At 70.9% G+C, this 22464-nt stretch carries 18 protein-coding genes; 10 read left to right on the forward strand and 8 right to left on the reverse strand.

Annotation, left to right across the window (positions count from 1 at the left end):
* The first annotated feature begins 254 nt into the window (after positions 1-254).
* Complete coding sequence (locus ACFYP5_RS09500) at positions 255-1283, forward strand: aspartate-semialdehyde dehydrogenase (RefSeq protein WP_389032660.1); 1029 nt, start codon at positions 255-257, stop codon at positions 1281-1283.
* A 96-nt stretch (positions 1284-1379) separates the two neighbouring features.
* Here the strand turns inward: ACFYP5_RS09500 and ACFYP5_RS09505 are convergent, their stop codons facing one another.
* Positions 1380-1727 carry a type II toxin-antitoxin system PemK/MazF family toxin gene (locus ACFYP5_RS09505; protein ID WP_352299633.1) on the reverse strand — a complete coding sequence of 116 codons (348 nt, stop codon included), beginning with the start codon at positions 1725-1727 and terminating at the stop codon, positions 1380-1382.
* On the reverse strand, positions 1720-1944 hold the full coding sequence (locus ACFYP5_RS09510) for a ribbon-helix-helix domain-containing protein (protein WP_030921349.1): 225 nt from the start codon (positions 1942-1944) through the stop codon (positions 1720-1722). The genes ACFYP5_RS09505 and ACFYP5_RS09510 overlap by 8 nt, the downstream gene beginning before the upstream one ends.
* A 103-nt stretch (positions 1945-2047) precedes the next feature.
* Between ACFYP5_RS09510 and pepN the strand changes: the two genes are divergently transcribed.
* Complete coding sequence (gene pepN / locus ACFYP5_RS09515; protein ID WP_389032664.1) at positions 2048-4624, forward strand: aminopeptidase N; 2577 nt, start codon at positions 2048-2050, stop codon at positions 4622-4624.
* Positions 4625-4716: 92 nt separating this feature from the next.
* Here pepN and alc read toward each other — a convergent pair whose 3' ends face one another.
* The 5 genes from alc to ACFYP5_RS09540 all read right to left on the reverse strand — a co-directional run bounded on the left by alc (position 4717) and on the right by ACFYP5_RS09540 (position 9797).
* The gene (gene alc, locus ACFYP5_RS09520) at positions 4717-5862 is read right to left on the reverse strand and encodes an allantoicase (RefSeq protein ID WP_389032667.1); all 1146 of its coding nucleotides are present in this window, start codon (positions 5860-5862) and stop codon (positions 4717-4719) included.
* A gap of 65 nt (positions 5863-5927) precedes the next feature.
* The gene (locus ACFYP5_RS09525; RefSeq protein WP_389032670.1) at positions 5928-6848 is read right to left on the reverse strand and encodes a LysR substrate-binding domain-containing protein; all 921 of its coding nucleotides are present in this window, start codon (positions 6846-6848) and stop codon (positions 5928-5930) included.
* Between the two features lie 145 nt (positions 6849-6993).
* Entirely contained in the window at positions 6994-7224 is a 231-nt protein-coding gene (locus ACFYP5_RS09530) for a hypothetical protein (protein WP_327124941.1), read from the reverse strand.
* Between the two features lie 20 nt (positions 7225-7244).
* Complete coding sequence (malQ, locus tag ACFYP5_RS09535; RefSeq protein WP_389032674.1) at positions 7245-9566, reverse strand: 4-alpha-glucanotransferase; 2322 nt, start codon at positions 9564-9566, stop codon at positions 7245-7247.
* The gene (locus tag ACFYP5_RS09540; protein WP_389032676.1) at positions 9567-9797 is read right to left on the reverse strand and encodes a hypothetical protein; all 231 of its coding nucleotides are present in this window, start codon (positions 9795-9797) and stop codon (positions 9567-9569) included.
* Positions 9798-10107: 310 nt separating this feature from the next.
* Between ACFYP5_RS09540 and ACFYP5_RS09545 the strand changes: the two genes are divergently transcribed.
* Positions 10108-13110, forward strand: a complete 3003-nt coding sequence (locus ACFYP5_RS09545) for a beta-N-acetylglucosaminidase domain-containing protein (protein ID WP_389032679.1) — start codon at positions 10108-10110, stop codon at positions 13108-13110.
* Between the two features lie 87 nt (positions 13111-13197).
* On the opposite strand, the gene ACFYP5_RS09550 is transcribed toward ACFYP5_RS09545, so the two are convergent.
* Positions 13198-13734 (reverse strand): HNH endonuclease, encoded by a 537-nt coding sequence (locus ACFYP5_RS09550; protein WP_018552807.1) that lies wholly within the window; start codon positions 13732-13734, stop codon positions 13198-13200.
* 363 nt (positions 13735-14097) lie between these two features.
* Between ACFYP5_RS09550 and ACFYP5_RS09555 the strand changes: the two genes are divergently transcribed.
* The 7 genes from ACFYP5_RS09555 (at position 14098) to ACFYP5_RS09585 (ending at position 22153) form a co-directional block, all read left to right on the forward strand.
* The gene (locus tag ACFYP5_RS09555; protein ID WP_389032682.1) at positions 14098-15165 is read left to right on the forward strand and encodes a mechanosensitive ion channel family protein; all 1068 of its coding nucleotides are present in this window, start codon (positions 14098-14100) and stop codon (positions 15163-15165) included.
* A gap of 229 nt (positions 15166-15394) precedes the next feature.
* Positions 15395-16618, forward strand: coding sequence for an ROK family protein (locus tag ACFYP5_RS09560; RefSeq protein ID WP_389032685.1), 1224 nt, complete (start codon positions 15395-15397; stop codon positions 16616-16618).
* Between the two features lie 101 nt (positions 16619-16719).
* Positions 16720-18057: an ABC transporter substrate-binding protein gene (locus ACFYP5_RS09565; RefSeq protein ID WP_389032688.1), complete on the forward strand. Its 1338-nt coding sequence runs from the start codon at positions 16720-16722 to the stop codon at positions 18055-18057.
* Positions 18058-18064: 7 nt separating this feature from the next.
* On the forward strand, positions 18065-19006 hold the full coding sequence (locus tag ACFYP5_RS09570; RefSeq protein WP_389032691.1) for a carbohydrate ABC transporter permease: 942 nt from the start codon (positions 18065-18067) through the stop codon (positions 19004-19006).
* A 1-nt stretch (position 19007) separates the two neighbouring features.
* Entirely contained in the window at positions 19008-19910 is a 903-nt protein-coding gene (locus ACFYP5_RS09575) for a carbohydrate ABC transporter permease (protein WP_030921393.1), read from the forward strand.
* 3 nt (positions 19911-19913) lie between these two features.
* A complete protein-coding gene (locus ACFYP5_RS09580; RefSeq protein ID WP_389032694.1) occupies positions 19914-21179 on the forward strand; it encodes a 6-phospho-beta-glucosidase in 1266 nt (421 codons plus the stop codon).
* Positions 21170-22153: an N-acetylglucosamine kinase gene (locus tag ACFYP5_RS09585; RefSeq protein ID WP_389032696.1), complete on the forward strand. Its 984-nt coding sequence runs from the start codon at positions 21170-21172 to the stop codon at positions 22151-22153. The genes ACFYP5_RS09580 and ACFYP5_RS09585 overlap by 10 nt, the downstream gene beginning before the upstream one ends.
* Positions 22154-22464: the final 311 nt, after the last annotated feature.

Below are 22464 nucleotides of genomic sequence, written 5' to 3' on the forward strand. Positions count from 1 at the left end.
TGGGGGTTCCCCCGCGGGGCCCCGGGGCCGCCCCCGGGCGGGGGGGTGTGGGGGCGGGGCCCCCCCCGCCCCCCGGGGGGGGCGGGGCCCCCCCCGGGGGGGGGGGGCGCCCCCCGCCCCCCCCGCCCCACTGCTCTGCCCGGCCCTCGCCCGGACACTGTCCGTCTGCCGGACAATGGATTGGACAAGGAAGCCGTGGACATACGCATCATGGAGCGGCAACCGTGCCAGTTCGTACGTTTGAAGGAGTCCCTGTGAAGGTCGGAATCGTCGGCGCCACCGGTCAGGTCGGCACAGTCATGCGCAGGATCCTGGCCGAGCGGAAATTCCCGACCGACCAGCTGCGGCTCTTCGCCTCCGCCCGCTCCGCAGGCTCCACCATCGAGTGGCAGGGCCAGGAGATCACCGTCGAGGACGCCTCCACCGCGGACTACACGGGTCTCGACATCGTGCTGTTCTCGGCCGGTGGCGCCACCTCGAAGGCGCTCGCCGAGAAGGTCGCCGCCCAGGGCGCCGTGGTGATCGACAACTCCTCCGCATGGCGCAAGGACCCCGAGGTCCCGCTCGTCGTCTCCGAGGTCAACGCGCACGCGATCCGGAACCGCCCCAAGGGCATCATCGCCAACCCGAACTGCACCACGATGGCCGCGATGCCCGTGCTGCGCCCGCTGCACGACGAGGCCGGTCTGGACGCGCTGGTCGTCACCAGCTACCAGGCGGTCTCCGGCTCCGGTCTGGCCGGCGTCTCCGAGCTGCACGGACAGGCGTCCAAGGTGGTCGCCGACGCCGACAAGCTCACCCACGACGGCGGCGCCGTCGAGTTCCCCGAGCCGGCCGTCTACAAGCGGCCCATCGCCTTCAACGTGCTGCCGCTGGCCGGCTCGATCGTGGACGACGGCTCCTTCGAGACCGACGAGGAGCAGAAGCTCCGCAACGAGTCCCGCAAGATCCTGGAGATCCCGGAGCTCAAGGTGTCCGGCACCTGTGTCCGGGTCCCGGTCTTCACCGGTCACTCGCTCCAGATCAACGCCCGCTTCGCCCGCCCGATCGCCGTGGAGCGCGCCTACGAGCTGCTCGAGGGGGCCGAGGGCGTCGAGCTCTCGGAGATCCCCACCCCGCTCCAGGCGGCCGGCCAGGACGTGTCGTACGTGGGCCGCATCCGGGCCGACGAGACCGTCGAGAACGGTCTGGCGCTCTTCGTCTCCGGTGACAACCTGCGCAAGGGCGCGGCGCTGAACGCCGTACAGATCGCGGAACTGGTCGCTGCCGAGCTGAACGGCTGACACCGGCAAAGCATGCGAAAGGGCGGCCACCGGTGCTCGGTGGCCGCCCTTTCGTATGCGCCGGGGAGCGTGTGCGGGCTCCCGCGTCCCCCTGCGTCAGAGGGCGAGGTGACGTCGCAGAGCGGCGTCGATCTCGGCCATGCGCGGGCGCGGGACAGTGCCGATCCGTTTCAGGACACGGTCCGGAGAGACTGCCCGGACCTGCTCGCACTGGACCTTCGAGTCCTTCAGCAGACGGCTCTCGTCAGCCCTGAGGAGGACCTGGAACGTGAGAACACGCGCGATGTTCGACGTCACCGGCACCACGGTGATCACACCTCGGCCGCTGAGCTCCGCCGACTGGTTGGCCGCGTTGTTGGACACGATCACGGCCGGCCTGACCTTGTTGGCCTCACTGCCCCTGGCCGGCTCCAGGTCGATCAGATGGATATCGCCTCTACGCATCGGCGATTCCGTCCCCCACCGTACGGTCCCAGAGCGCGGCGTCCTCGCTCGCGTCCCACTCCTCGAACGCCTCGGTGTACTCCGCCTCGAGTCCGGCGACACGCAGCAGCTCGATGGCGGCATGTATCACGGCGGACCGGGAGTCCGCGTCGGTTTTCATGGCGTACTCGTCGACGAAGGCGACATCCTCCTGCGGCAAGCTCACACTGATCTTCATACCACCAATGCTACCGCAGTAGGCAAACAGTGGCTACTCCGCTTCTCCCGGGGATCGACGTGGAAGGATGACCGGAAACGTCACCATCGAAGGAGATGACCGCGTGCCTGGCACGAATCTGACCCGCGAAGAGGCACAGGAGCGGGCGCGCCTGCTGACCGTGGACGCGTACGAGATCGATCTCGACCTCTCCGGAGCGCAGGAGGGCGGCACCTACCGGTCCGTGACCACTGTCCGCTTCGACTCCGCCGAAGCCGGTGCGGAGACCTTCATCGACCTGGTCGCCCCGGCCGTGCACGAGGTCGAACTCAACGGCAAAACCCTGGACGTCGCCGCCGTCTTCCGCGACTCGCGGATCGCGCTGCCGCACCTGCACGCGGGCTCCAACGTGCTGCGGGTGGTCGCTGACTGCGCCTACACCAACACCGGCGAGGGTCTGCACCGGTTCGTCGACCAGGTCGACCAGCAGGCGTACCTGTACACGCAGTTCGAGGTCCCGGACGCGCGCCGGGTCTTCGCGAGCTTCGAGCAGCCCGACCTGAAGGCGACCTTCCAGTTCACCGTGAAGGCGCCGGCGGGCTGGACGGTCATCTCGAACTCCCCCACGCCGGAGCCCAAGGACGACGTCTGGGTCTTCGAGCCGACGCCGCGCATCTCGACGTACATCACGGCCCTGATCGTCGGCCCGTACCACGCGGTGCACAGCAGCTACGAGAAGGACGGTCAGTCCGTTCCGCTCGGCATCTACTGCCGCCCGTCGCTCGCCGAGTTCCTCGACGCGGACGCGATCTTCGACGTCACACGGCAGGGCTTCGACTGGTTCCAGGAGAAGTTCGACTACGCGTACCCGTTCGCCAAGTACGACCAGCTGTTCGTCCCGGAGTTCAACGCGGGCGCGATGGAGAACGCGGGCGCGGTCACCATCCGCGACCAGTACGTGTTCCGCTCGAAGGTGACGGACGCGGCGTACGAGACGCGGGCCGAGACGATCCTGCACGAGCTGGCCCACATGTGGTTCGGCGACCTCGTCACCATGGAGTGGTGGAACGACCTGTGGCTGAACGAGTCGTTCGCCACGTACACGTCGATCGCCTGCCAGGCGTACGCGGAGGGCTCGAAGTGGCCGCACTCCTGGACGACGTTCGCCAACTCCATGAAGACGTGGGCGTACCGCCAGGACCAGCTGCCGTCGACTCACCCGATCATGGCGGACATCCGTGACCTGGACGATGTCCTGGTCAACTTCGACGGCATCACGTACGCCAAGGGCGCCTCGGTCCTCAAGCAGCTCGTGGCGTACGTCGGCATGGACGAGTTCTTCAAGGGCGTCCAGGCGTACTTCAAGGCGCACGCGTTCGGGAACACCCGCCTGTCCGACCTGCTGGGCGCGCTGGAGGAGACCTCCGGACGCGACCTGAAGACCTGGTCGAAGGCGTGGCTGGAGACGGCCGGCATCAACATCCTGCGCCCGGAGGTCACCACCGACGGGAACGGTCACGTCACCTCGTTCACCGTCCTCCAGGAGGCCCCCGCACTGCCCGCCGGCGCCAAGGGTGAGCCGACGCTGCGCCCGCACCGGATCGCGATCGGCTGCTACGACCTCGACGGCGACGGAAAGCTGGTCCGCACGAACCGGATCGAGCTGGATGTCGACGGCGAGCGCACCGAGGTCCCGTTCCCGGCGGGCACCGCCCGTCCGGCGGTCATCCTGCTCAACGACGACGACCTGTCGTACGCGAAGGTCCGGCTCGACGAGGAGTCGCTGCGGGTCGTCACCGAGCACCTCGGCGACTTCACCGAGTCGCTGCCGCGCGCCCTGTGCTGGGCCTCCGCCTGGGACATGACCCGCGACGGTGAACTCGCGACACGCGACTACCTCTCGCTCGTCCTGTCCGGCATCGGCAAGGAGTCGGACATCGGCGTCGTCCAGTCGCTGCACCGCCAGGTGAAGCTGGCCCTGGACCTGTACGCGGCGCCGGAGTTCCGCGAGGCGGGCCTGACCCAGTGGACGGAGGCGACGCTCGCGCACCTGCGCGCCGCGGAGCCGGCCGGTGACCACCAGCTGGCCTGGGCCCGCGCCTTCGCGGCGACGGCCCGCACCCCTGTCCAGCTGGACCTGCTCCGGGCGCTGCTGGACGGCGCGGAGACGGTCGAGGGCCTCGTCGTCGACACCGAGCTGCGCTGGGCGTTCGTGGAGCGGCTGGCCGCGGTCGGCCTGCTGGACGAGGACGAGATCGCCGCCGAGTACGAGCGCGACAAGACGGCCGCGGGCGAGCGTCACGCGGCGACGGCCCGCGCGGCACGCCCGTCGGCCGAGGCGAAGGCGGAGGCCTGGGCCTCCGTCGTCGAGTCCGACAAGCTCCCGAACTCCCTCCAGGAGGCGGTCATCGGCGGCTTCGTCCAGACCGACCAGCGCGAACTGCTGGCCCCGTACACCGAGAAGTTCTTCGGAGCGGTGAAGGACGTCTGGGACTCGCGGAGCCACGAGATGGCCCAGCAGATCGCCGTCGGCCTCTACCCGGCGCTCCAGGTCTCGCAGGAGACCCTGGACGCCACGGACGCCTGGCTGGACTCGGCGAAGCCGAGCGCGGCACTGCGCCGGCTGGTCTCCGAGTCGCGGGCAGGCGTGGAGCGCGCGCTGAAGGCCCAGGCGGCGGACGCGGCCGCGGCAACCGCGTAGCCGCTGCCCATGTGCAGAGGGGTGCCCCGGACCGTCCGCACGGTCCGGGGCACTCCTGTTCCACAGCCGTTCGCCGCTGGAGGCGACAGCGACTACACGCCCGACTCCGCATAGCGGGCCGCCAGTTCGGCGGCGCCCCGATCCGTGAGTGTGCCGTGCAGGCGCATACGGGCCACTCCGCCGTCGGGGAAGGCGTCGAGACGGACGTGGGTGACCACCGCCTGGGCGTGGAGCGGGAAGCGGTGGAGGGTGTCGGGCTGGAGCTTGGTGCGGGGAATGATCTCGAACCATTCGCCCGTCTCACCGTTGCGGCCCTGGAGGGCGATCCAGCCGGCCGCGTTGCCCTTGAGGCAGGCCGTGTCGATCTCGACCGCACGGACCGCCCCCTGGGCCACCAGGCGGAAGCGGACCCAGTCGTTCGTGTCTCGGACACGGCGGCGGCGGTTCTCCCAGCCGTCGTCCATCTTGCGGGAGGTGCCGGGCAGGATGATCTGGGTCGGTGAGGAGTAGAAGCGGTCCGAGGCGTCCTCGTAGGCGCCGCCGTTGAGGACCGCGATCAGGTCGATCGTGCCGAGGGCCGCCGGCCAGGCGGGGTCGGGGACCACCTCGCCGTGGACGCGGAGACGGGCGACGCCGCCGTCGGGGTGCTGGCAGAGGCGGACGTGGGTGTAGCGGCGGCCGCCGGTGATCTCGAAGCCGTTGGCGGCGTGGCCGCGTACGGCGGTCGGCGGGACGATCTCCTCCCACTTCACATCGTCGGCAAGGAGCTCCGAGGGGCTGGGTGAGCCCTCGACCGATGTCGCCTGCACCGAGACGCGCTGCGGATAGTTGCCACGGAAGTGAGCGGTGTCGACGACAATGCCGCGGATGATGCCGGGGGCACCGAGCCGGACGAGGGCCCAGTCGTGGTCCTCGGGGGCCGGGAAGGGGTGTGCGGCGTCGGCGCCGCGGCGGCGCCGGGTCTCCCAGCCGTCCATGATCTTGCCCTTGTGCCCGAACCGCTCGGGGTCGAACACCGCACGTTCGCGGTTCAGCAGGTTCTCGCGCTCGGCGAAGAACTCGTCGTTCGCGCCGACCACGCCCGCACCCAGGCGGCGGTCGGCGAGGTCCACCAGGCCGGTGAAGGGGAAGTCGCCGGCGCGGTAGTCGGCGTACGGGTCGCCGCCGCCGTACGGGGCCGCGTCATTGGCGTGGGGGTCGTTGTCCTTGGCGGGGTTCGCGTTCACGTCGGAGGTCATGTACGGAACTGTCGTACCGAATGACCCATCAGGTCCATCGAAAGTTTTCGTACGATTCTTTCAGTTCAGATGAATGGTTCGGCGCGGGCGGCACTGACCTGCTGAAGCGCGGCCAGGACCCGGGCCACCGCCGGCCCGCCCTCCGCACCCTGCCGTACGGCGGCGACCACATGGCGCCGGGGCAGGTCCGCCTCCAGAACACGCATCACCACACCCGTACGGCGTTCCGCCGACGCCATCCGCGGGATCAGCGCCACACCCATGCCCGCTTCGACCATGGCGAGGATCGCGGTCCACCCGGATGCGCTGTGCGCCTGCTCCGGCACGAACCCGGCGGCCTCGCACGCGGCCGTGGTGATCGCCGACCAGGGGCCCGAGCCGCCGAAGATCCACGGCTCGGCGGCGAGGTCGGCCAGCCGCAGCGCGGGGGCGCCCGCCAGCCGGTGTCCGGCGGGGAGGGCGACATCGAGCGGGTCGGCGAGCAGAGGGAGGAGGGTGAAGCGCGGGTCGTCGGCGGTCGGTGCGTGGGCGGCGAGGGAGAGCGCGAGATCGACGTCGCCGGCCGACAGGAGTTCGTACGCCTCGGCGGCCTCCGCCTCCCGCACCCGCACGGACGGTCCGGGCCGGTCGTCGGCGCGCAGGAGCCGGACCGCCGGTACGACGAGGGCGGGCACGGCCGTCGAGAACGCCCCGACCCGCACCTCCCCTGCCTCGCCCCGCAGATATCCTGTCAACTCCGCTTCGGCGCGTTCCAGTTGGGCGAAGACCGCCTCGGCGTGGCGAAGCACGAGGTGCGCAGCGTCGGTGAGCCGGACCCGTCGGCCCTGGGCCTCCAGCAGGGGTACGCCGAGCTGCTTGGCGAGGTTGGAAAGCTGCTGGGACACCGCCGAGGGGGTCATCAGCAGCGCCTCGGCCGTTGCCGTCACGGTCCCGCGCTCGCTCAGCACGCGCAGGATCCTGAGCTTCTTGATGTCCCACTCGGTCATGTCCGCACATTAGCCGCCGGGGCGGGACCGGCCCGTCCGGCGACGGAACGCGGAGCAGGGCGCCTCGAAGTGCTCACACACTTCGAGGCGCCCTGAAGAAAGCGCTGGTGGAACTACGCGGGCCCGGCGCCGCGCAGCGGGAGGGTCAGGCCTGCTTCTTGGACTTGTCCAGGAGCATGACCAGGCCCACGATGATCACGAACAGGGCGATCGGCGCCACGACGTAGAGGCCGATCGTGTCCATCGCGCTCAGGCCGGGGCCCGGGTCGTCACCGTCGTCACGGGTCAGCGCAAGCGCGGGGGACGACATGAGCAGCATCATCAGCGTCGTACCGGCCGCCACGGCGCCGGCGCGCATTGCGTTCTTCTTGTCCACGGTGCAAACGTAGCGAACGTCTAGGAGCGGCGCGCGCCCGGGGGTGCCGTACGGGGCTTCGACTGTTCTTTCGGGTGCCTGTCGACCGGCTTCAGTACCTCCATCAGATGGTGCAGACGCGGCGACGACGCCAGCTCCTCCAGAGTGACCGGGTGGCCTTCCGCATCCGCGACGGGCAGCCGCCAGTTGGGGTACTGGTCCCAGGTGCCGGGCAGATTCTGCGGACGGCGGTCGCCGACCGTGTCCGGGAGCCAGACGCCGACCATGCGGGCAGGGGTGCGCAGCAGGAAGCGGTGGACGGCGCGGACCGCCCCCTCCTCGTCACCTTCGCCCTCCGGCAGCATGCCGAGCCGGGCGAGCAGGGCGAGCCACGTGGCGGTGTCGGCGGCGTCCTCGGCCTTCTCCTGCTCCAGGGTGTGGGTGAGCAGTCCCAGGCGGTGGCGGAGTGTCACATGGTCGCCGGTCAGCCGGGCGGCGGTGGACGGCAGGTCGTGGGTGGTGGCGGTGGCGAGGCAGCCTTCCCGCCAGTGCTCCGGGGGCAGCGGGCGGCCGGTGCCCGCCCAGTCGCGCTCGAACCAGAGCACGGAGGTGCCGAGCACTCCGCGCCGGGCGAGCGACTCGCGCACGCCCGGTTCGACCGTGCCGAGGTCCTCCCCTATGACGACCGCACCGGCCCGGTGCGCCTCCAGGACGAGGACGGCGAGCATCGCCTCGGCGTCATGGCTGACATATGTGCCCTCGGTGGGCGGTCTTCCCGCGGGGACCCACCAGAGCCGGAACAGGCCCATGACGTGGTCGATGCGCAGGGCACCCGCGTGGGCGAGGAGGCCACGCAGCAGCCCACGGTACGGGGCGTAGCCGGACGCGGCGAGGACGTCGGGGCGCCACGGGGGCAGCCCCCAGTCCTGGCCGCGCGCGTTGAAGGCGTCCGGGGGCGCGCCGACAGACATGCCGTGCGCGAAGGCGTCCTGCTGGGCCCAGGCGTCGGCGCCGCCGGGGTGCACGCCGACGGCGAGGTCGTGGACGATGCCGACGGCCATCCCGGCGTCCCGCGCGACGCTCTGGGCGGCGGCGAGCTGGTTGTCGGTCAGCCAGGCGAGCCGGCAGTGGAAGTCCACCCGGTCGAGCAGCCCGGCACGCGCGCGGGCGACCTGCGGGGAGTGGGGGTCGCGCAGCGCGGACGGCCAGGCGTGCCAGTCGGAACCGTGCACCTCCGCGAGGGCGCACCACAGGGCATGGTCCTCCAGGGCCTGCCCCTGGGCGGCGAGGAAGTCGCAGTACGCGGCGCGCCGGCCGGGTGTCAGCGGCACCTCCCGTACGAGTTCGAGAGCTTGACGCTTGAGCTCCCAGACGGCGTCCCTGTCGATCAGCGCGCCCTTGTTCAGCACGGTGTCGCTCAGTGTTTCGGCGCTCTGGCGCAGATCGTCGAGGGCGGCCCGGTCCGGTACGTGCCCGTACTCGGGGATCGATTCGACGTGCAGATGGACGGGGTCGGGGAAGCGGCGAGAGGACGGGCGGTACGGCGACGGGTCGGTGGGCGCACCTGGCACCGCGGCGTGCAGCGGATTGACCTGTACGAACCCGGCGCCGAGTGTCCGCCCCGACCAGGCGGCGAGATCGGCGAGGTCACCGAGGTCGCCCATGCCCCAGGAGCGGCCGGAGAGCAGCGAGTAGAGCTGGACGAGGAAGCCGTGGGTGCGCCGCGGCGGCTGGGGCACCCGGGCCGGGGCGACGATCAGGGTGGTGGTCATGGTGCGGCCGTCCTGGGCACGGACGGTCAACCGGTGCACCCCGAGCGGGGGTTCGGTCCACCAGGCGGGGGTCGGGGTGGGAGCACCGGGAGCGGAGCCGGTACTGCCGGTTCCGACAGCCGTCCCGGCGGGAGCCGTCCCAGGAGACGCCGTCCCAGGGGCGGCCGCTTCGAAGGTCTGGGCGGAGCCCGTTCCGGAGACCGGGTCGGCGGCGGCACCGACGCCCGTGCCGACCGTCGCCGAAACGGCCGGATCCGGTCGTCCGCCCGGCACCCGCATCCGCGGCGTGGGAGGCGAACCGGCCGCGTCCTCGGGCTCGATCTCCAGCGTCGTGCCGGGCCGCAGGGCGGTCAGGGCGGCCGGCAGCGGCTCCCCGGTCCACACCACCAGCGTGGGCGGGAGCAGCCGGGAGTCGGCCACCGCCTCGGCGGCGGCAAGAGATTCCTGCACCGCTTCAGGGGTGGCGGCGTCCACGCCGAGCGCGGCGAGCACGGCGATGACCGTGCCGTCGGGGACGGACACCGTGACATCCGCGGACGGCGCGTAGGAGGTGGCGACGCCGTGCAGTGCGGCGAGCCGGGACAAGCCCATTCAGACTCCTGGGGACTCCGTGCCCCGTGCAGCGCCGGGGGCGGTCGGCTCGCTGGTCAGTGGGGCGATGACGGCGAGCGGCGGCTCGCTGGTCAGGGGTGTGGCATCGGCGAGCGGCGGCTCGCTGGTCAGGGGTATGGCGTCGGCGAACGCGGGCTCACCGGTCAACGGTCCGGGGCCCGGCACCTGTTTGGACAGGGCGGAGAGCAGAAGCTGCGCGGCAGCGGGCATAGCGGCCTCCTGGCCGTGGAGAACTGGACACAGCAGGCCTACCCAGCGGACGCAGCCGCAGACATAGGCGTTACGACAACGACTTGAACGTGCTCCGGGTCACATTCCGTTCCTCAGCGGCCAGTTACCCGCAAGTTGTCCGCCGTATTCGGCCATTCGACGCCATCTCTGCTGCGGCCCGTCGATCACCCCCGGCGCCCCACCCCATTTGCCACAACGGGCAAATACGGCACAACGGCCACACACGTTGACACCCTCGCGCGTGGGGTGGTGGGGTCGGAGCCCATCGGTGGGAGCGAGGGAGTACGGCATGCGGCTCAGGCACAGGAAGCACGCGACGGCCGTCGCTGTCGCCGTGCTCGGCGGACTGCTCTCCACCGGGACCCCGGCAGCCTTCGCCGCGCCGTCGGACCCCGCCTCCCCCGCCGTCACCACACCCGACCGTACGGACGAGGACGCACTGCCCACCGTGTGGCCTCGGCCACAGGCCATCAAGGCGTCCGGGACGTCCGTACCGCTCTCCACCGAGGTGACCCTCGTCGCCGGCGCGCACGCCGACCCGTACGCCGTGGACGCCGCCAGGCAGGTGCTGCGCGACGCGGGCGTACGGACCATGCACGAGGCGCTGCCGGGACGCGGGCCGGTCGTCCGGCTCGGCGGCGACGGTGCACAGGACGCCCTGCGTACGCTGCGCGCCCCCGAGCGCGCCGATCTGCCGTCCGGCGGCTACCGGATCGCGGTCGGCACGGTCGCGGGCCGCTCCACCGTCGCCCTGGACGGTGTCGGCGACGACGGCCTGTTCCACGCCGTGCAGACGCTGCGCCAGCTGGTCCGGAACGGGAGCGTCGCCGGAGTCACCGTGCGGGACTGGCCGGGCACCGCCGTACGCGGAATGACCGAGGGGTTCTACGGGCAGCCGTGGACCGGCGAGGAGCGGCTCGCGCAGATCGACTTCATGGGGCGCACGAAGCAGAACCGGTACCTCTACGCGGCGGGTGACGACCCGTACCGGCAGGCCCGCTGGCGCGATCCGTACCCCGCCGAGCGGCGCGCCGACTTCCGGGCGCTGGCCGAACGGGCCCGTGCCCGCCACGTGACCCTCGGCTGGGCTGTCGCCCCCGGCCAGGCCATGTGCATGTCCTCCGACGGCGATGTGAAGGCGCTGACCCGCAAGATCGACGCGATGTGGGCGCTGGGCGTGCGCGTCTTCCAGCTCCAGTTCCAGGACGTCAGCTACAGCGAATGGCACTGCGACGACGACGCCGCCACGTTCGGCCGCGGCCCGGAGGCGGCGGCGAGGGCGCAGGCGCGGGTCGCGAGCGAGGTCGCCCGGCATCTCGCGCAGCGGCATCCGGGCTCGGAGCCGCTGTCGGTGATGCCGACGGAGTTCTACCAGGACGGGGCCACGGACTACCGGACCGCGCTCGCCAAGGAACTGGACGACCGGGTGCAGATCGCCTGGACCGGGGTCGGCGTCGTACCGCGGACCATCACCGGACGGGAACTGGCCGGTGCGCGCGCCACGTTCCGGCATCCGCTCGTCACGATGGACAACTACCCGGTCAACGACTACGCGCAGGACCGCATCTTCCTCGGCCCGTACACCGGCCGGGACCCCGCGGTCGCGATCGGCTCGGCGGCGCTGCTCGCCAATGCGATGGAGCAGCCGTCCGCGTCCCGCATCCCGCTGTTCACCGCCGCCGACTTCGCCTGGAACCCGAAGGGTTACCTGCCGCAGGAGTCCTGGCAGGCGGCGATCGACGATCTGGCGGGCGCCGACGCCGGTGCCCGGGAGGCGTTGCGTGCGCTCGCCCGGAACAGTGCGACGTCCGTGCTGGGCGGCGACGAGTCGGCGTATCTGCGGCCGCTCTTCGCCGCGTTCTGGAAGTCCCGTACGACGACGAACGCGACGGCGCAGGCGGACGCGGCGCGCGAACTGCGGGCCGCCTTCACGGTGATGCGCCAGGCACCGCAGCGACTGAAGGGCCCGGCGGACGGGCGGCTCGACGACGAAGTACGGCCGTGGACCGAGCAGTTGGCACGGTACGGCCGGGCGGGCGAGCTCGCCGTCGATCTGCTGCAGGCCCAGGCGCGTGGCGACGGCGCGGCCGCATGGAAGGCGTCGCTGGCACTGGAGCCGCTGCAGGAGGCCACCGGGGCGAGCGGTGCGACGGTCGGCAAGGGCGTCCTCCAACCTTTCCTGGACCGGGTGCGCAAGGAGGCCGACGCGTGGACCGGCGCGGACCGGGACGCCGGAACGGTGACCGCGGCCCCGGGCAGCTATACCGTCCGGCTGAAACGGGCCCGCCCCATGGAGGCCGTGACCGCGATGACCGTTCCCGGGGTGGGGGCGGACGCGACACTGCAGGCCCATGTGCCGGGCGAGGGCTGGCGCAGTCTCGGCCCGGTGTCGCGGACCGGCTGGACCCAGACCGCGGCCGAGGGCCTCCGCACCGACGCGATCCGGCTGATCTGGCCCACGGGCGCCTTGGCGACGGCCCCGGGCGCGAGCGCGGGCACACTGCCGCCGATCGTCTCCGGAACCGTCACCGCACCCGTAGCCCCCCGGGTACGCGCCCTCGTGCCGTGGTTCGGCGACGAACCCGCCGCCTGGCTCGATCTCGTACGCGGCGAGACCGACGCGGAGATCGGCGGCAGCCCGCAGCGGGTCCGGGCACGGCTCGCCGCCCGCCGCCCCACCGCGGTGCACGGCGCGCTCACCGCGAAGGCCCCGAAGGGCATCAAGGTGTCCGTCCCCGGGCGGACGACGGTGCCGCGCGGGTCCCGTACCGACGTCCCGGTGGAGATCACGGTCCCGTCGGACACCCCGGCCGGCGAGTACGAGGTGCCCTTCAGATTCGGTGGCGAGGAGAGCACGCTCACCGTCCGGGCCTACCCGCGCACCGCAGGCCCCGACCTGGTCCGCACCGCCACCGCCTCCTCGTCCGGCGACGAGACCCCGGACTTCCCGGCCACGGCCGCCTCCGACGGCGATCCCACCACCCGCTGGTCATCCCCGGCCGAGGACGGCGCCTGGTGGCAGGCGGAGCTGGCGGAGCCCGCCAGGATCGGCCAGGTGGTGCTGCAGTGGCAGGACGCGTACGCCTCCCGCTACCGCGTTCAGGTCTCCGCGGACGGCCGAACCTGGCGTACGGCGGCGACCGTCCGGGACGGCGAGGGCGGCCGCGAGTCCGTCCGGATGGACGCGCAGGACACCCGTTTCCTCAGGATTCAGGGCGACGGCCGGGGCACCGAGTTCGGCTACTCGCTCTGGTCGGTGGAGGCATACGCCGTCGCGGAGCAGAGCGACTGAGCCGCCCGGGGCGACCGGCCCCGCCGGGGGCTGTCCCGGGCCCTCGTCGTCCCCGGGGCCGCCCCAGGGACGACAAAGGCCCGGGACTCAGGCTGAAATGCCATCGATCCGGGCCATTGCGTCGTCCGCGCCGAACGGTTGCAGGTACGGCAGCCATCGCGGGTCCCTGTGCCCCGTCCCGATGATGCGCCACGCGAGGCCGGTCGGCGGGGCGGGCTGTTGGTGCAGCCGCCAGCCGAGCTCCGGCAGATGACGGTCGGCCTTGACGTGGTTGCAGCGGCGGCAGGCCGCCACCACGTTGTCCCAGGCGTGCTGGCCGCCACGGCTGCGTGGAATGACATGGTCGACGCTGGTCGCGGCGGCGCCGCAGTACATGCAGCGGCCGCCGTCCCTGGCGAAGAGCGCCCGGCGGGTGAGTGGAACGGGCCCCCGGTAGGGGACCCGTACGAACCGCTTCAGGCGGACGACGCTGGGTGCTGGTACAGCACGGGTGGCACTGTGCATGAAGGCGCCGGACTCCTCGAGGCAGATGGCCTTGTTCTCGAGGACGAGGACGAGCGCGCGGCGGAGCGGTACGACGCCGAGCGGCTCGTACGACGCATTGAGAACCAGGACATGCGGCACGGTTGATGCCTCCTTGTACGCCGGCGGCGCGTGGCTCGCGCCGGGACGATCCGATCTCAGTCTCTCCTCCTGCCTGGTGGAAGCGCCACCACGTGCGAGTAACGGGCCGGAAGGATTTTCCCCGGCCCGCTGTCGCGCGCACCGCCCGAAGACCCCGGATCAGGCGCTTCGGGGCCGCGGCCGCGGCCGCCCCGGCCCGGTGTGCGATCGGCCACACCCGGCCCGGCGCCCTGATTCGGCTCCGGCCCCCACCCCTCTGTATCCCCGGCCCAAACAGGTCTCTCCCCTCCGTCACGGCAACGGAGCACTCCGGATGCCCCGTTAGTGTGGTTGGTCAGCCCTCGCCCATATGGAGGTTCCGCCGTGTCTCTGTCCGTGCTGTTGGCCGCCGCCCCGTCCCCCGGGCCGGGCGGCTCGCTGGACGAAGCCGCCAAGCAGGCCGGCGATGCCGCGGGCTGGGTGGAGGAGAACTGGTCCACCTGGCTGAACACCGGTCTTCGCATCGTTCTCATCGCGGCGATCGCGATCGTGTTGCGCATCGCGATCCGCCGTGCTCTCAGCAAGCTCATCGAGCGGATGAACCGCAGCGCCCAGGCCGTCGAGGGCACCGCGCTCGGCGGGCTGCTGGTCAATGCGGAACGCCGCCGTCAGCGCTCCGAGGCCATCGGGTCCGTACTCCGGTCGGTCGCCTCGTTCCTGATCCTCGGTACGGCCGCCCTGATGATCCTGGGTGCGTTCCAGATCGATCTGGCCCCGCTGCTCGCCTCCGCCGGTGTCGCCGGTGTGGCGCTCGGATTCGGCGCGCGCAACCTCGTCACCGACTTCCTCTCCGGCGTCTTCATGATCCTGGAGGACCAGTACGGCGTCGGCGACACCATCGACGCGGGTGTCGCCTCCGGCGAGGTCATCGAGGTCGGGCTGCGGGTCACCAAGCTGCGCGGTGACAATGGCGAGATCTGGTACGTCCGCAACGGCGAGGTGAAGCGGATCGGCAACCTCAGCCAGGGCTGGTCGACCGCCGGGATCGACGTGCAGGTGCGCCCCACGGAGGATCTCGACCGGGTACGCACGGTGATCACCGAGGCCGCCGCGAGGATGGCCAAGGAGGACCCGTGGAACGAGCGCCTGTGGGGTCCGGTGGAGATCCTCGGCCTGGACTCCGTGCTCCTCGACTCGATGACGGTCCGGGTGACTGCGAAGACGATGCCGGGCAAGTCACTGGGCGTGGAGCGCGAGCTGCGCTGGCGGATCAAGGGGGCCTTCGACGAGGCGGGCATCCGGATGGTCGGCGGCGTACCGGCCCAGCCGGACGAGCCGTCGGCGGCGGACCCGACGGCGGCAATGGCCGCCCCGTCGGCGTATGCGTCGGCGACGTCGCCGCAGTCGCTGGCCACGTCGCCGATCGCCCCGCCGTCGAACCTGGGCAAGTAGGGCCCCGCGTCCAAGGGCGTCCGGCCCGGCCCGTAAGGGGCCGCGCCGGGCGCCCTTCCGCGTGAAAGGGGCTCGGCCGGGCCGCGCAGCTTGGCGGGAATGCGGCTTGACCGGCCCTCCAGGTAACGCTTTGGTTGCCAGCGAAGCCCTGCCCATTGACGGGCCGGTGACGTGCGCCATACCGTCCTTTCATCGAATAGGAAAGTTTCCTAACAGAGGGCAGGTGCTCATGGCCGGAACGACACCGGGTACCCCCCGCGTCCTGCGGGCCATGAACGACCGGGCCGCCCTCGACCTGCTGCTGGAGCACGGCCCCCTCTCCCGGACCAGGATCGGCAAGCTGACGGGTCTCTCCAAGCCCACCGCCTCGCAGCTGCTGGCCCGACTGGAGGCGGCCGGCCTGGTCGTCGCCACCGGCACCGTCGCGGGACGCCCGGGGCCCAACGCTCAGCTCTACGCGGTGAACGCCCGTGCCGCCCATGTCGCCGGACTCGACGTGAACGCCCAGCGGATCGTCGCCGCTGTCGCCGATGTGACCGGTGAGACGGTCGGCGAGTTCGAGCTGCGCACCCCCGGCCGGCGCGCCGACAGCGTGGTGCGGCAGGTGACCGAGGCGCTGGACGGTGCGGTCAAGGACGCCGGACTCACCCGCGCCGAGGTGCACCGGGTGGTCATCGGCACACCCGGCGCTTTCGACCCCGGCACCGGCCGGCTCCGGTACGCCTCCCACCTGCCCGGCTGGCACTCCCCCACGCTGCTCGACGAGCTGGCCGCGTTCCTGCCGATGCCGGTCGAGTACGAGAACGATGTGAACCTCGTCGCCGTGGCCGAGCAGCGGCTCGGGGCGGCCCGTGGACACGACGACTTCGTCCTGCTGTGGAACGAGGAGGGGCTGGGCGCCGCCCTCGTCATCAACGGACGGCTGCACCGCGGTTTCACCGGCGGCGCCGGTGAGGTCGGCTTCCTGCCGGTGCCCGGCGCCCCGCTGGTCCGCCAGGTCACCAAGGCGAACTCGGGCGGCTTCCAGGAGCTGGCGGGCGCGCAGGTGCTGCCTCGGCTGGCCGGGCAGCTCGGCATAGACGACGAGCTGAGCCGCGCGGACGGCACCCACCATGAGGTCGCGGCCGGCCTGATCGCCCGGGCCGCCGAGGCCGCGGAGCGCGGCGAGGACGGCCCGTATCCCCGGCTCCTCGATCTGTTCGCCACCGGGCTCGCGACCGGTCTGGCCTCCATGATCGCCGTGCTCGACCCTGAACTCGTGGTGCTCTCGGGCGAGTTGATCACGGTGGGTGGCGAACCGTTGCGCGAGCGGGTGCAGGCGGAACTCGCCGAGCTGGCGGCCTCCCGGCCCCGGCTGATCACCGGCGCCGTGACCCACCGGCCCGTACTGCGCGGGGCGCTGGAGAGCGCCCTCGCCACGACCCGCGACGAAGTCTTCGACACCTCACGCTGATCCACTGCCGCGGCCGTCCCCACGCGGACCCGCACCTTCACAGAGCCGCACGTCCGCAGTCCCAGCCTCTTCCCCGTCCCAACCCATCGGGAGACACTGCCATGTCCGGAAACCGCCGGAAGACGGCCGCCGCGCTCGCCGCGACCGCCGCGATATCCCTCTTCGCCTCTGCCTGTACCGGTCAGAGCAGCAGCGGCGCCAGCGATGATCCCTCCAAGGAGACGACCATCAACTTCTGGCACGGCTGGAGTGCCCCGGGTGAGGTCGAGGCCATTCAGGCCACCGTCGACGCCTTCGAGAAGGCGCATCCGAACATCCACGTGAAGGTCGTCGGCAACATGACCGACGACAAGATCAACCAGGCTCTGCGGGCGGGCGGTTCCAAGGCCCCGGACGTGGTCTCCTCGTTCACCACGAACAATGTGGGCAAATTCTGCTCGTCCAAGGCCTTCGTCGATCTGAACTCGTTCCTGAAGAAGGACGGGATCGACCCCGACAAGACGTTCCCGAAGGCGATGAACGAATACACCCAGTACGACGGCGTGCGCTGCACGCTGCCGCTGCTCGGTGACGCGTACGGGCTGTACTACAACAAGGACGCGTTCAAGGCCGCCGGGATCACCACCCCGCCGAAGACCTGGTCTGAACTGGCCCAGGACGCCAAGAAGCTGACGAAGAGCAAGGGCGACTCGTACGAGCAGCTCGGCTTCATGCCGAACTACCACGGCTACGAGTCGACGACCGAGCACTACCTCGGCGGCTGGAACCCGACGTACTTCGACGCCGACGGCAAGTCGAACATCGCCAAGGACCCGGCCTTCGCGTCCATGCTCACCACGCAGAAGAAGCTGGTCGACGACCTGGGCGGCTACGCGAAGCTGGAGAAGTACCGCACCTCGTTCGGCGACGAGTGGGGCGCCAAGCACCCGTTCCACACCGGCCAGGTGGCCATGCAGCTGGACGGTGAGTGGCGGCTCGGCATGGCCGAGGACACCAAGCCGAAGTTCGAGATCGGGGTGGCCCCGATGCCCGTCGCCGACGACGAGGCCGACACATACGGCAAGGGGTACCTGACCGGCACCATCGCCGGTATCGCCTCCACCTCCACCAAGCAGAACGCGGCGTGGGAGCTGGTGAAGTTCATGACGACCGACACCGACGCGGTGGTCGCCTTCGCCAACGCGATTCACAATGTGCCTTCGACGATGGCGGCGCTGAAGTCGCCGAAGCTGAAGTACGACCCGCGGTTCAAGACCTTCCTGGACATCGCCGCGAACCCCGACAGCACCACCACCCCGCCCTCGGTGAACGGCGGCGCGTACCTGGTGTCCCTGCAGAACCTCGGATTCGACATCGAGAAGGGCAAGCAGACGGACATCGAGGCGGGCCTGGAGAAGACCGCCAAGGAAATCGACGCGGCCATCGCGCAGGCGAAGTAGTACCGCGATGACCACGTACACACTCCGTTCGAAGCGCCGCTCGGCGGCGCTTCGGACGGCGGCCTTCATGTCACCGTGGCTGATCGGGTTCTGCGTCTTCTTCGCCTACCCGCTGATCTCCACGCTCTATTTCTCCCTCACCCACTACGACGGTTTCGCGGCCCCGGAGTTCAACGGGCTGAAGAACTGGTCGTACGTCTTCAACGACTACCCGCTGTTCTGGCCCGCCCTGCGGAACACCTTGTGGCTGGTCGTGGTGATGGTCAGCTGCCGGGTCGTCTTCGGTCTCGGCGTCGGCCTGCTGATCACGAGGATCAAGACGGGCACAGGTGTCTTCCGTACCCTGTTCTACCTGCCGTATCTGGCTCCGCCGGTCGCGGCGACCCTGGGCTTCGTCTTCCTGCTCAACCCTGGTACGGGGCCGGTCAATTCGATCCTCGGCGACCTGGGGCTGCCCACGCCGGGCTGGTTCACCGACGCCGCCTGGTCCAAGCCGGCCCTGACCGCGCTCGCGGTGTGGGGGGTGGGCGACCTGATGGTGATCTTCATGGCCGCGCTGCTCGACGTACCGAAGGAGCAGTACGAGGCGGCGGAGCTGGACGGGGCGAGCTCGTTCCAGCGGTTCCGCTTCGTCACGCTGCCGAACATTTCGCCGATCGTGATGTTCGCCGTGGTCACCGGGATCATCCAGACGATGCAGTACTACACCCAGCCACTCGTGGCGGGGAAGGTCGCCTCGGGTGTGATGGGCGGCTCCGGGCAGCAGTTCGAACCGGGCTATCCCGACAAGTCGACACTGACGCTGCCGCAGCTCGTCTACAACCTCGGCTTCCAGCGTTTCGACTACGGGTCCGCCTGTGTGGTCGCGCTCGTTCTCTTCGTACTCGCCATGGCGTTCACCGCACTGCTGATGCGGCGCCGCAGCGGGCTGATCCAGGCAGGTGAGTGACGTGGCGCAGGCTCTCGACACCTTCAAGGCCGCCGACCCGTCCGCCGGACCGGTCACCCCGGCCGAGCGCGTCGCACGCCGCAAGGCGCTGCTGAACTGGATCGCCGTGCACACGCTCGGCGTCGCGGCCGCGCTCTTCTTCGTGCTGCCGTTCGTCTTCCTGTTCCTGACCTCGCTGATGAGCGACCAGCAGGCGCTGACCCGCGATCTGTGGCCGCACCCCTTCGAGTGGAGCAACTACCGCAGGGTGTTCGACACCCCGGGCTTCCTGACCTGGTGGAAGAACACCCTGCTGTACGCGGGGCTCGGCACCGTCCTCACGGTCGTGTCGTCACTGCCCGTGGCCTACGCGCTCGCCAAGTTCCGCTTCCGCGGCCGGCAGCTGTCGCTGATGCTCGTCATCTCGATGATGATGCTGCCGCCACAGGTCGTCGTCATCCCGATGTACCTGTTCTGGGCGAAGCAGCTGGACATGTCCGGGACACTCTGGCCGCTGATCATCCCGATGGCCTTCGGCGACGCGTTCTCCATCTTCCTGCTGAGGCAGTTCCTGCTGACCATCCCGAACGAGTACCTCGACGCGGCCAAGGTCGACGGCTGCGGCGAACTCCGCACCCTGCTCAAGGTCGTGGTGCCGATGGCCAGGCCAGGCATCGCCGCCGTCGCGCTGTTCCAGTTCTTCTACGCCTGGAACGACTACTTCGGGCCGCAGATCTACGCCTCCGAGAACCCGGCCGCCTGGACGCTCAGTTACGGACTGGAGTCCTTCAAGGGCGCACACCACACCGACTGGAACCTGACCATGGCCGCGACCGCACTGGTCATGGCCCCCGTGATCCTCGTCTTCTTCTTCGCCCAGAAGGCTTTCGTCGAGGGCGTCACACTGACCGGAGTAAAGGGCTGACCTATGAAGCTCGCAGTAGTTGGTGGCGGGTCCACCTACACACCTGAACTGATCGACGGCTTCGCCCGGCTGCGGGACACACTCCCCGTCGAGGAGCTCGTGCTCGTCGACCCGGCGGCCGACCGCCTCGAACTCGTCGGCGGCCTCGCCCGGCGGATCTTCGCCAAGCAGGGCCATCCGGGCCGCATCGTCACCACCTCGGACGTCGACGCGGGCGTCGCCGACGCCGACGCGGTCCTGCTCCAGCTGCGCGTCGGCGGCCAGGCCGCCCGCAACCAGGACGAGACCTGGCCGCTGGAGTGCGGCTGCATCGGCCAGGAGACGACCGGGGCCGGCGGTCTCGCCAAGGCGTTGCGCACCGTCCCGGTCGTCCTCGACATCGCCGAGCGGGTCCGCCGTGCCAACCCCGACGCCTGGATCATCGACTTCACCAACCCGGTCGGCATCGTGACCCGGGCGCTGCTCCAGGCCGGTCACAAGGCCGTCGGCCTGTGCAACGTGGCGATCGGCTTCCAGCGGAAGTTCGCCGCGCTGCTCGACGTCACCCCCGGCGAGGTGCACCTCGACCACGTCGGGCTCAACCACCTGACGTGGGAGCTCGGGGTCCGGCTCGGCGGCCCGGACGGCGAGAACGTGCTGCCGAAGCTGCTCGCCGAGCACGGCGACACGATCGCCGACGATCTGCACATGCCCCGGGCGATCGTCGACCGGCTCGGCGTCGTCCCCTCGTACTACCTGCGGTACTTCTACGCGCACGACGAGGTCGTACGGGAGCTGGGCAGCAAGCCGTCCCGGGCGGCCGAGGTCGCCGCGATGGAGAAGGAACTCCTCGCCATGTACGGCGACCCGGCACTCGACGAGAAGCCCGCGCTGCTCGCCAGACGTGGCGGCGCGTTCTACTCGGAGGCGGCCGTGGACCTGGCGTCCTCGCTGCTGGGCTCGGGCGGTTCCGCGGTGCAGGTGGTCAATACGTACAACAAGGGGACGCTGCCGTTCCTGCCGGACGACGCCGTTATCGAGGTGCAGGCCCGGGTCGACGGCACGGGCGCGACGCCGCTCACCGTTCCCGAGCTGGACCCGCTGTACGCCGGTCTGATCTCCCAGGTGACGGCGTACGAGGACCTGGCCCTGGAAGCGGCGCTGCGCGGGGGCCGGGACCGGGTCTTCAAGGCACTGCTCGCCCACCCGCTGATCGGCCAGTTCGAGTACGCCGAGGCGCTCACCGACAAGCTGATCGCGCACAACCGGGAGCACCTGGCGTGGGCGTGAACGCTGCGGTCCTCGCCATCGACGCGGGGAACAGCAAGACCGATGTGGCACTGATCGGACCGGACGGCACGGTGCTGAGCACGGCTCGCGGGGGCGGCTTCCAGCCGCAGGCCGTCTCCGTCGCGGCGGCGGTGGACGTCCTCGGTGCGACGCTCGACGAGGCGCTGGCGAAAGCGCGTGGGACCGCCGGCCCCGTCGACTCCGTCGGCCATGTGTCGGCCTGTCTCGCCAATGCCGATCTCCCGGTGGAGGAACGGGAGTTGGCCGAGGCACTGCGGGCCCGTGGCTGGGGCGGCACGGTCGAGGTCCGCAATGACACCTTCGCGATCCTGCGCGCGGGCGTCGACGAGCCCCGGGGCGTGGCCGTCGTCTGCGGCGCGGGGATCAACTGTGTCGGCATGGTGCCGGACGGGCGGACCGCCCGCTTCCCCGCGATCGGCCGGATCTCCGGTGACTGGGGCGGCGGTTCGGGGCTCGCCGAGGAGGCCATGTGGTTCGCCTCGCGGGCCGAGGACGGGCGCGGGGAGCCGACGGAGCTGGTCCGCACGCTCCCCGCCCACTTCGGGCTGGACTCGATGTACGCGCTGATCGAGGCGGTGCATCTGGGACACATCGAGTTCGAGCGCCGGCACGAGCTGACGCCGGTGCTGTTCGCGACCGGTGCGGCCGGGGACCCGGTGGCACGTGCTCTGGTGCACCGGCTCGCGGAGGAGGTCGTGGCGATGGCGTCGGTCGCGCTGACCCGCCTCGGGCTGCTGGACGAGGAGGCGCCGGTGGTGCTGGGCGGCAGCGTGCTGGCGGCCCGTCACCCGCAGCTGGACGACACGATCGCCGAACTCCTCGCGATACGCGCCCCGAAGGCGGTGATCCGGGTGGTGGCGGAGCCGCCGGTGCTGGGCGCCGGACTGCTGGGCCTGGACCGGACGGGGGCGGCGCCGGAGGTGCACAACAGGCTCCGTGCGCAGTACGTCTGAGCATCGGCAACATCGGGAACGCGGACGGGCGTCCTGTGGCCATTGTGCTGCAGGACGCCCCTTGCGTACGGGAACCGATCAGTTGTCCCGAACGTGTTCATGGATGGGGAGATCGGTCCGCTTCGGGGACTGCACCGTCGATCGTCTTGATCGACGGCGCCGTCCTTGATCGAATGCGTGTGCATCCGTGGCCCGGTGCGGGATCCAGGTGTTCCTGGTGTGGATGTCAGTCCCTGCGGCCATACTTCTGGCCGGGCATCAGTCCCCCGATCGGCCGGGGGACGGGCCACCGTCAGCGACCGAGGGGGAGG

Source organism: Streptomyces sp. NPDC005262, from assembly GCF_042872425.1.
Classification (GTDB): domain Bacteria; phylum Actinomycetota; class Actinomycetes; order Streptomycetales; family Streptomycetaceae; genus Streptomyces.

What these genes read in the sequence shown, in the direction of transcription:
- ACFYP5_RS09505 (WP_352299633.1), bottom strand. Translation starts at nt 1,727, where the DNA reads ATGCGTAGAGGCGATATCCATCTGATCGACCTGGAGCCGGCCAGGGGC.
- ACFYP5_RS09510 (WP_030921349.1), bottom strand. Translation starts at nt 1,944, where the DNA reads ATGAAGATCAGTGTGAGCTTGCCGCAGGAGGATGTCGCCTTCGTCGAC.
- alc (WP_389032667.1), bottom strand. Translation starts at nt 5,862, where the DNA reads ATGACCTCCGACGTGAACGCGAACCCCGCCAAGGACAACGACCCCCAC.
- ACFYP5_RS09525 (WP_389032670.1), bottom strand. Translation starts at nt 6,848, where the DNA reads ATGACCGAGTGGGACATCAAGAAGCTCAGGATCCTGCGCGTGCTGAGC.
- malQ (WP_389032674.1), bottom strand. Translation starts at nt 9,566, where the DNA reads ATGGGCTTGTCCCGGCTCGCCGCACTGCACGGCGTCGCCACCTCCTAC.
- ACFYP5_RS09540 (WP_389032676.1), bottom strand. Translation starts at nt 9,797, where the DNA reads ATGCCCGCTGCCGCGCAGCTTCTGCTCTCCGCCCTGTCCAAACAGGTG.
- ACFYP5_RS09545 (WP_389032679.1), top strand. Translation starts at nt 10,108, where the DNA reads ATGCGGCTCAGGCACAGGAAGCACGCGACGGCCGTCGCTGTCGCCGTG.
- ACFYP5_RS09560 (WP_389032685.1), top strand. Translation starts at nt 15,395, where the DNA reads ATGGCCGGAACGACACCGGGTACCCCCCGCGTCCTGCGGGCCATGAAC.
- ACFYP5_RS09565 (WP_389032688.1), top strand. Translation starts at nt 16,720, where the DNA reads ATGTCCGGAAACCGCCGGAAGACGGCCGCCGCGCTCGCCGCGACCGCC.
- ACFYP5_RS09570 (WP_389032691.1), top strand. Translation starts at nt 18,065, where the DNA reads ATGACCACGTACACACTCCGTTCGAAGCGCCGCTCGGCGGCGCTTCGG.
- ACFYP5_RS09580 (WP_389032694.1), top strand. Translation starts at nt 19,914, where the DNA reads ATGAAGCTCGCAGTAGTTGGTGGCGGGTCCACCTACACACCTGAACTG.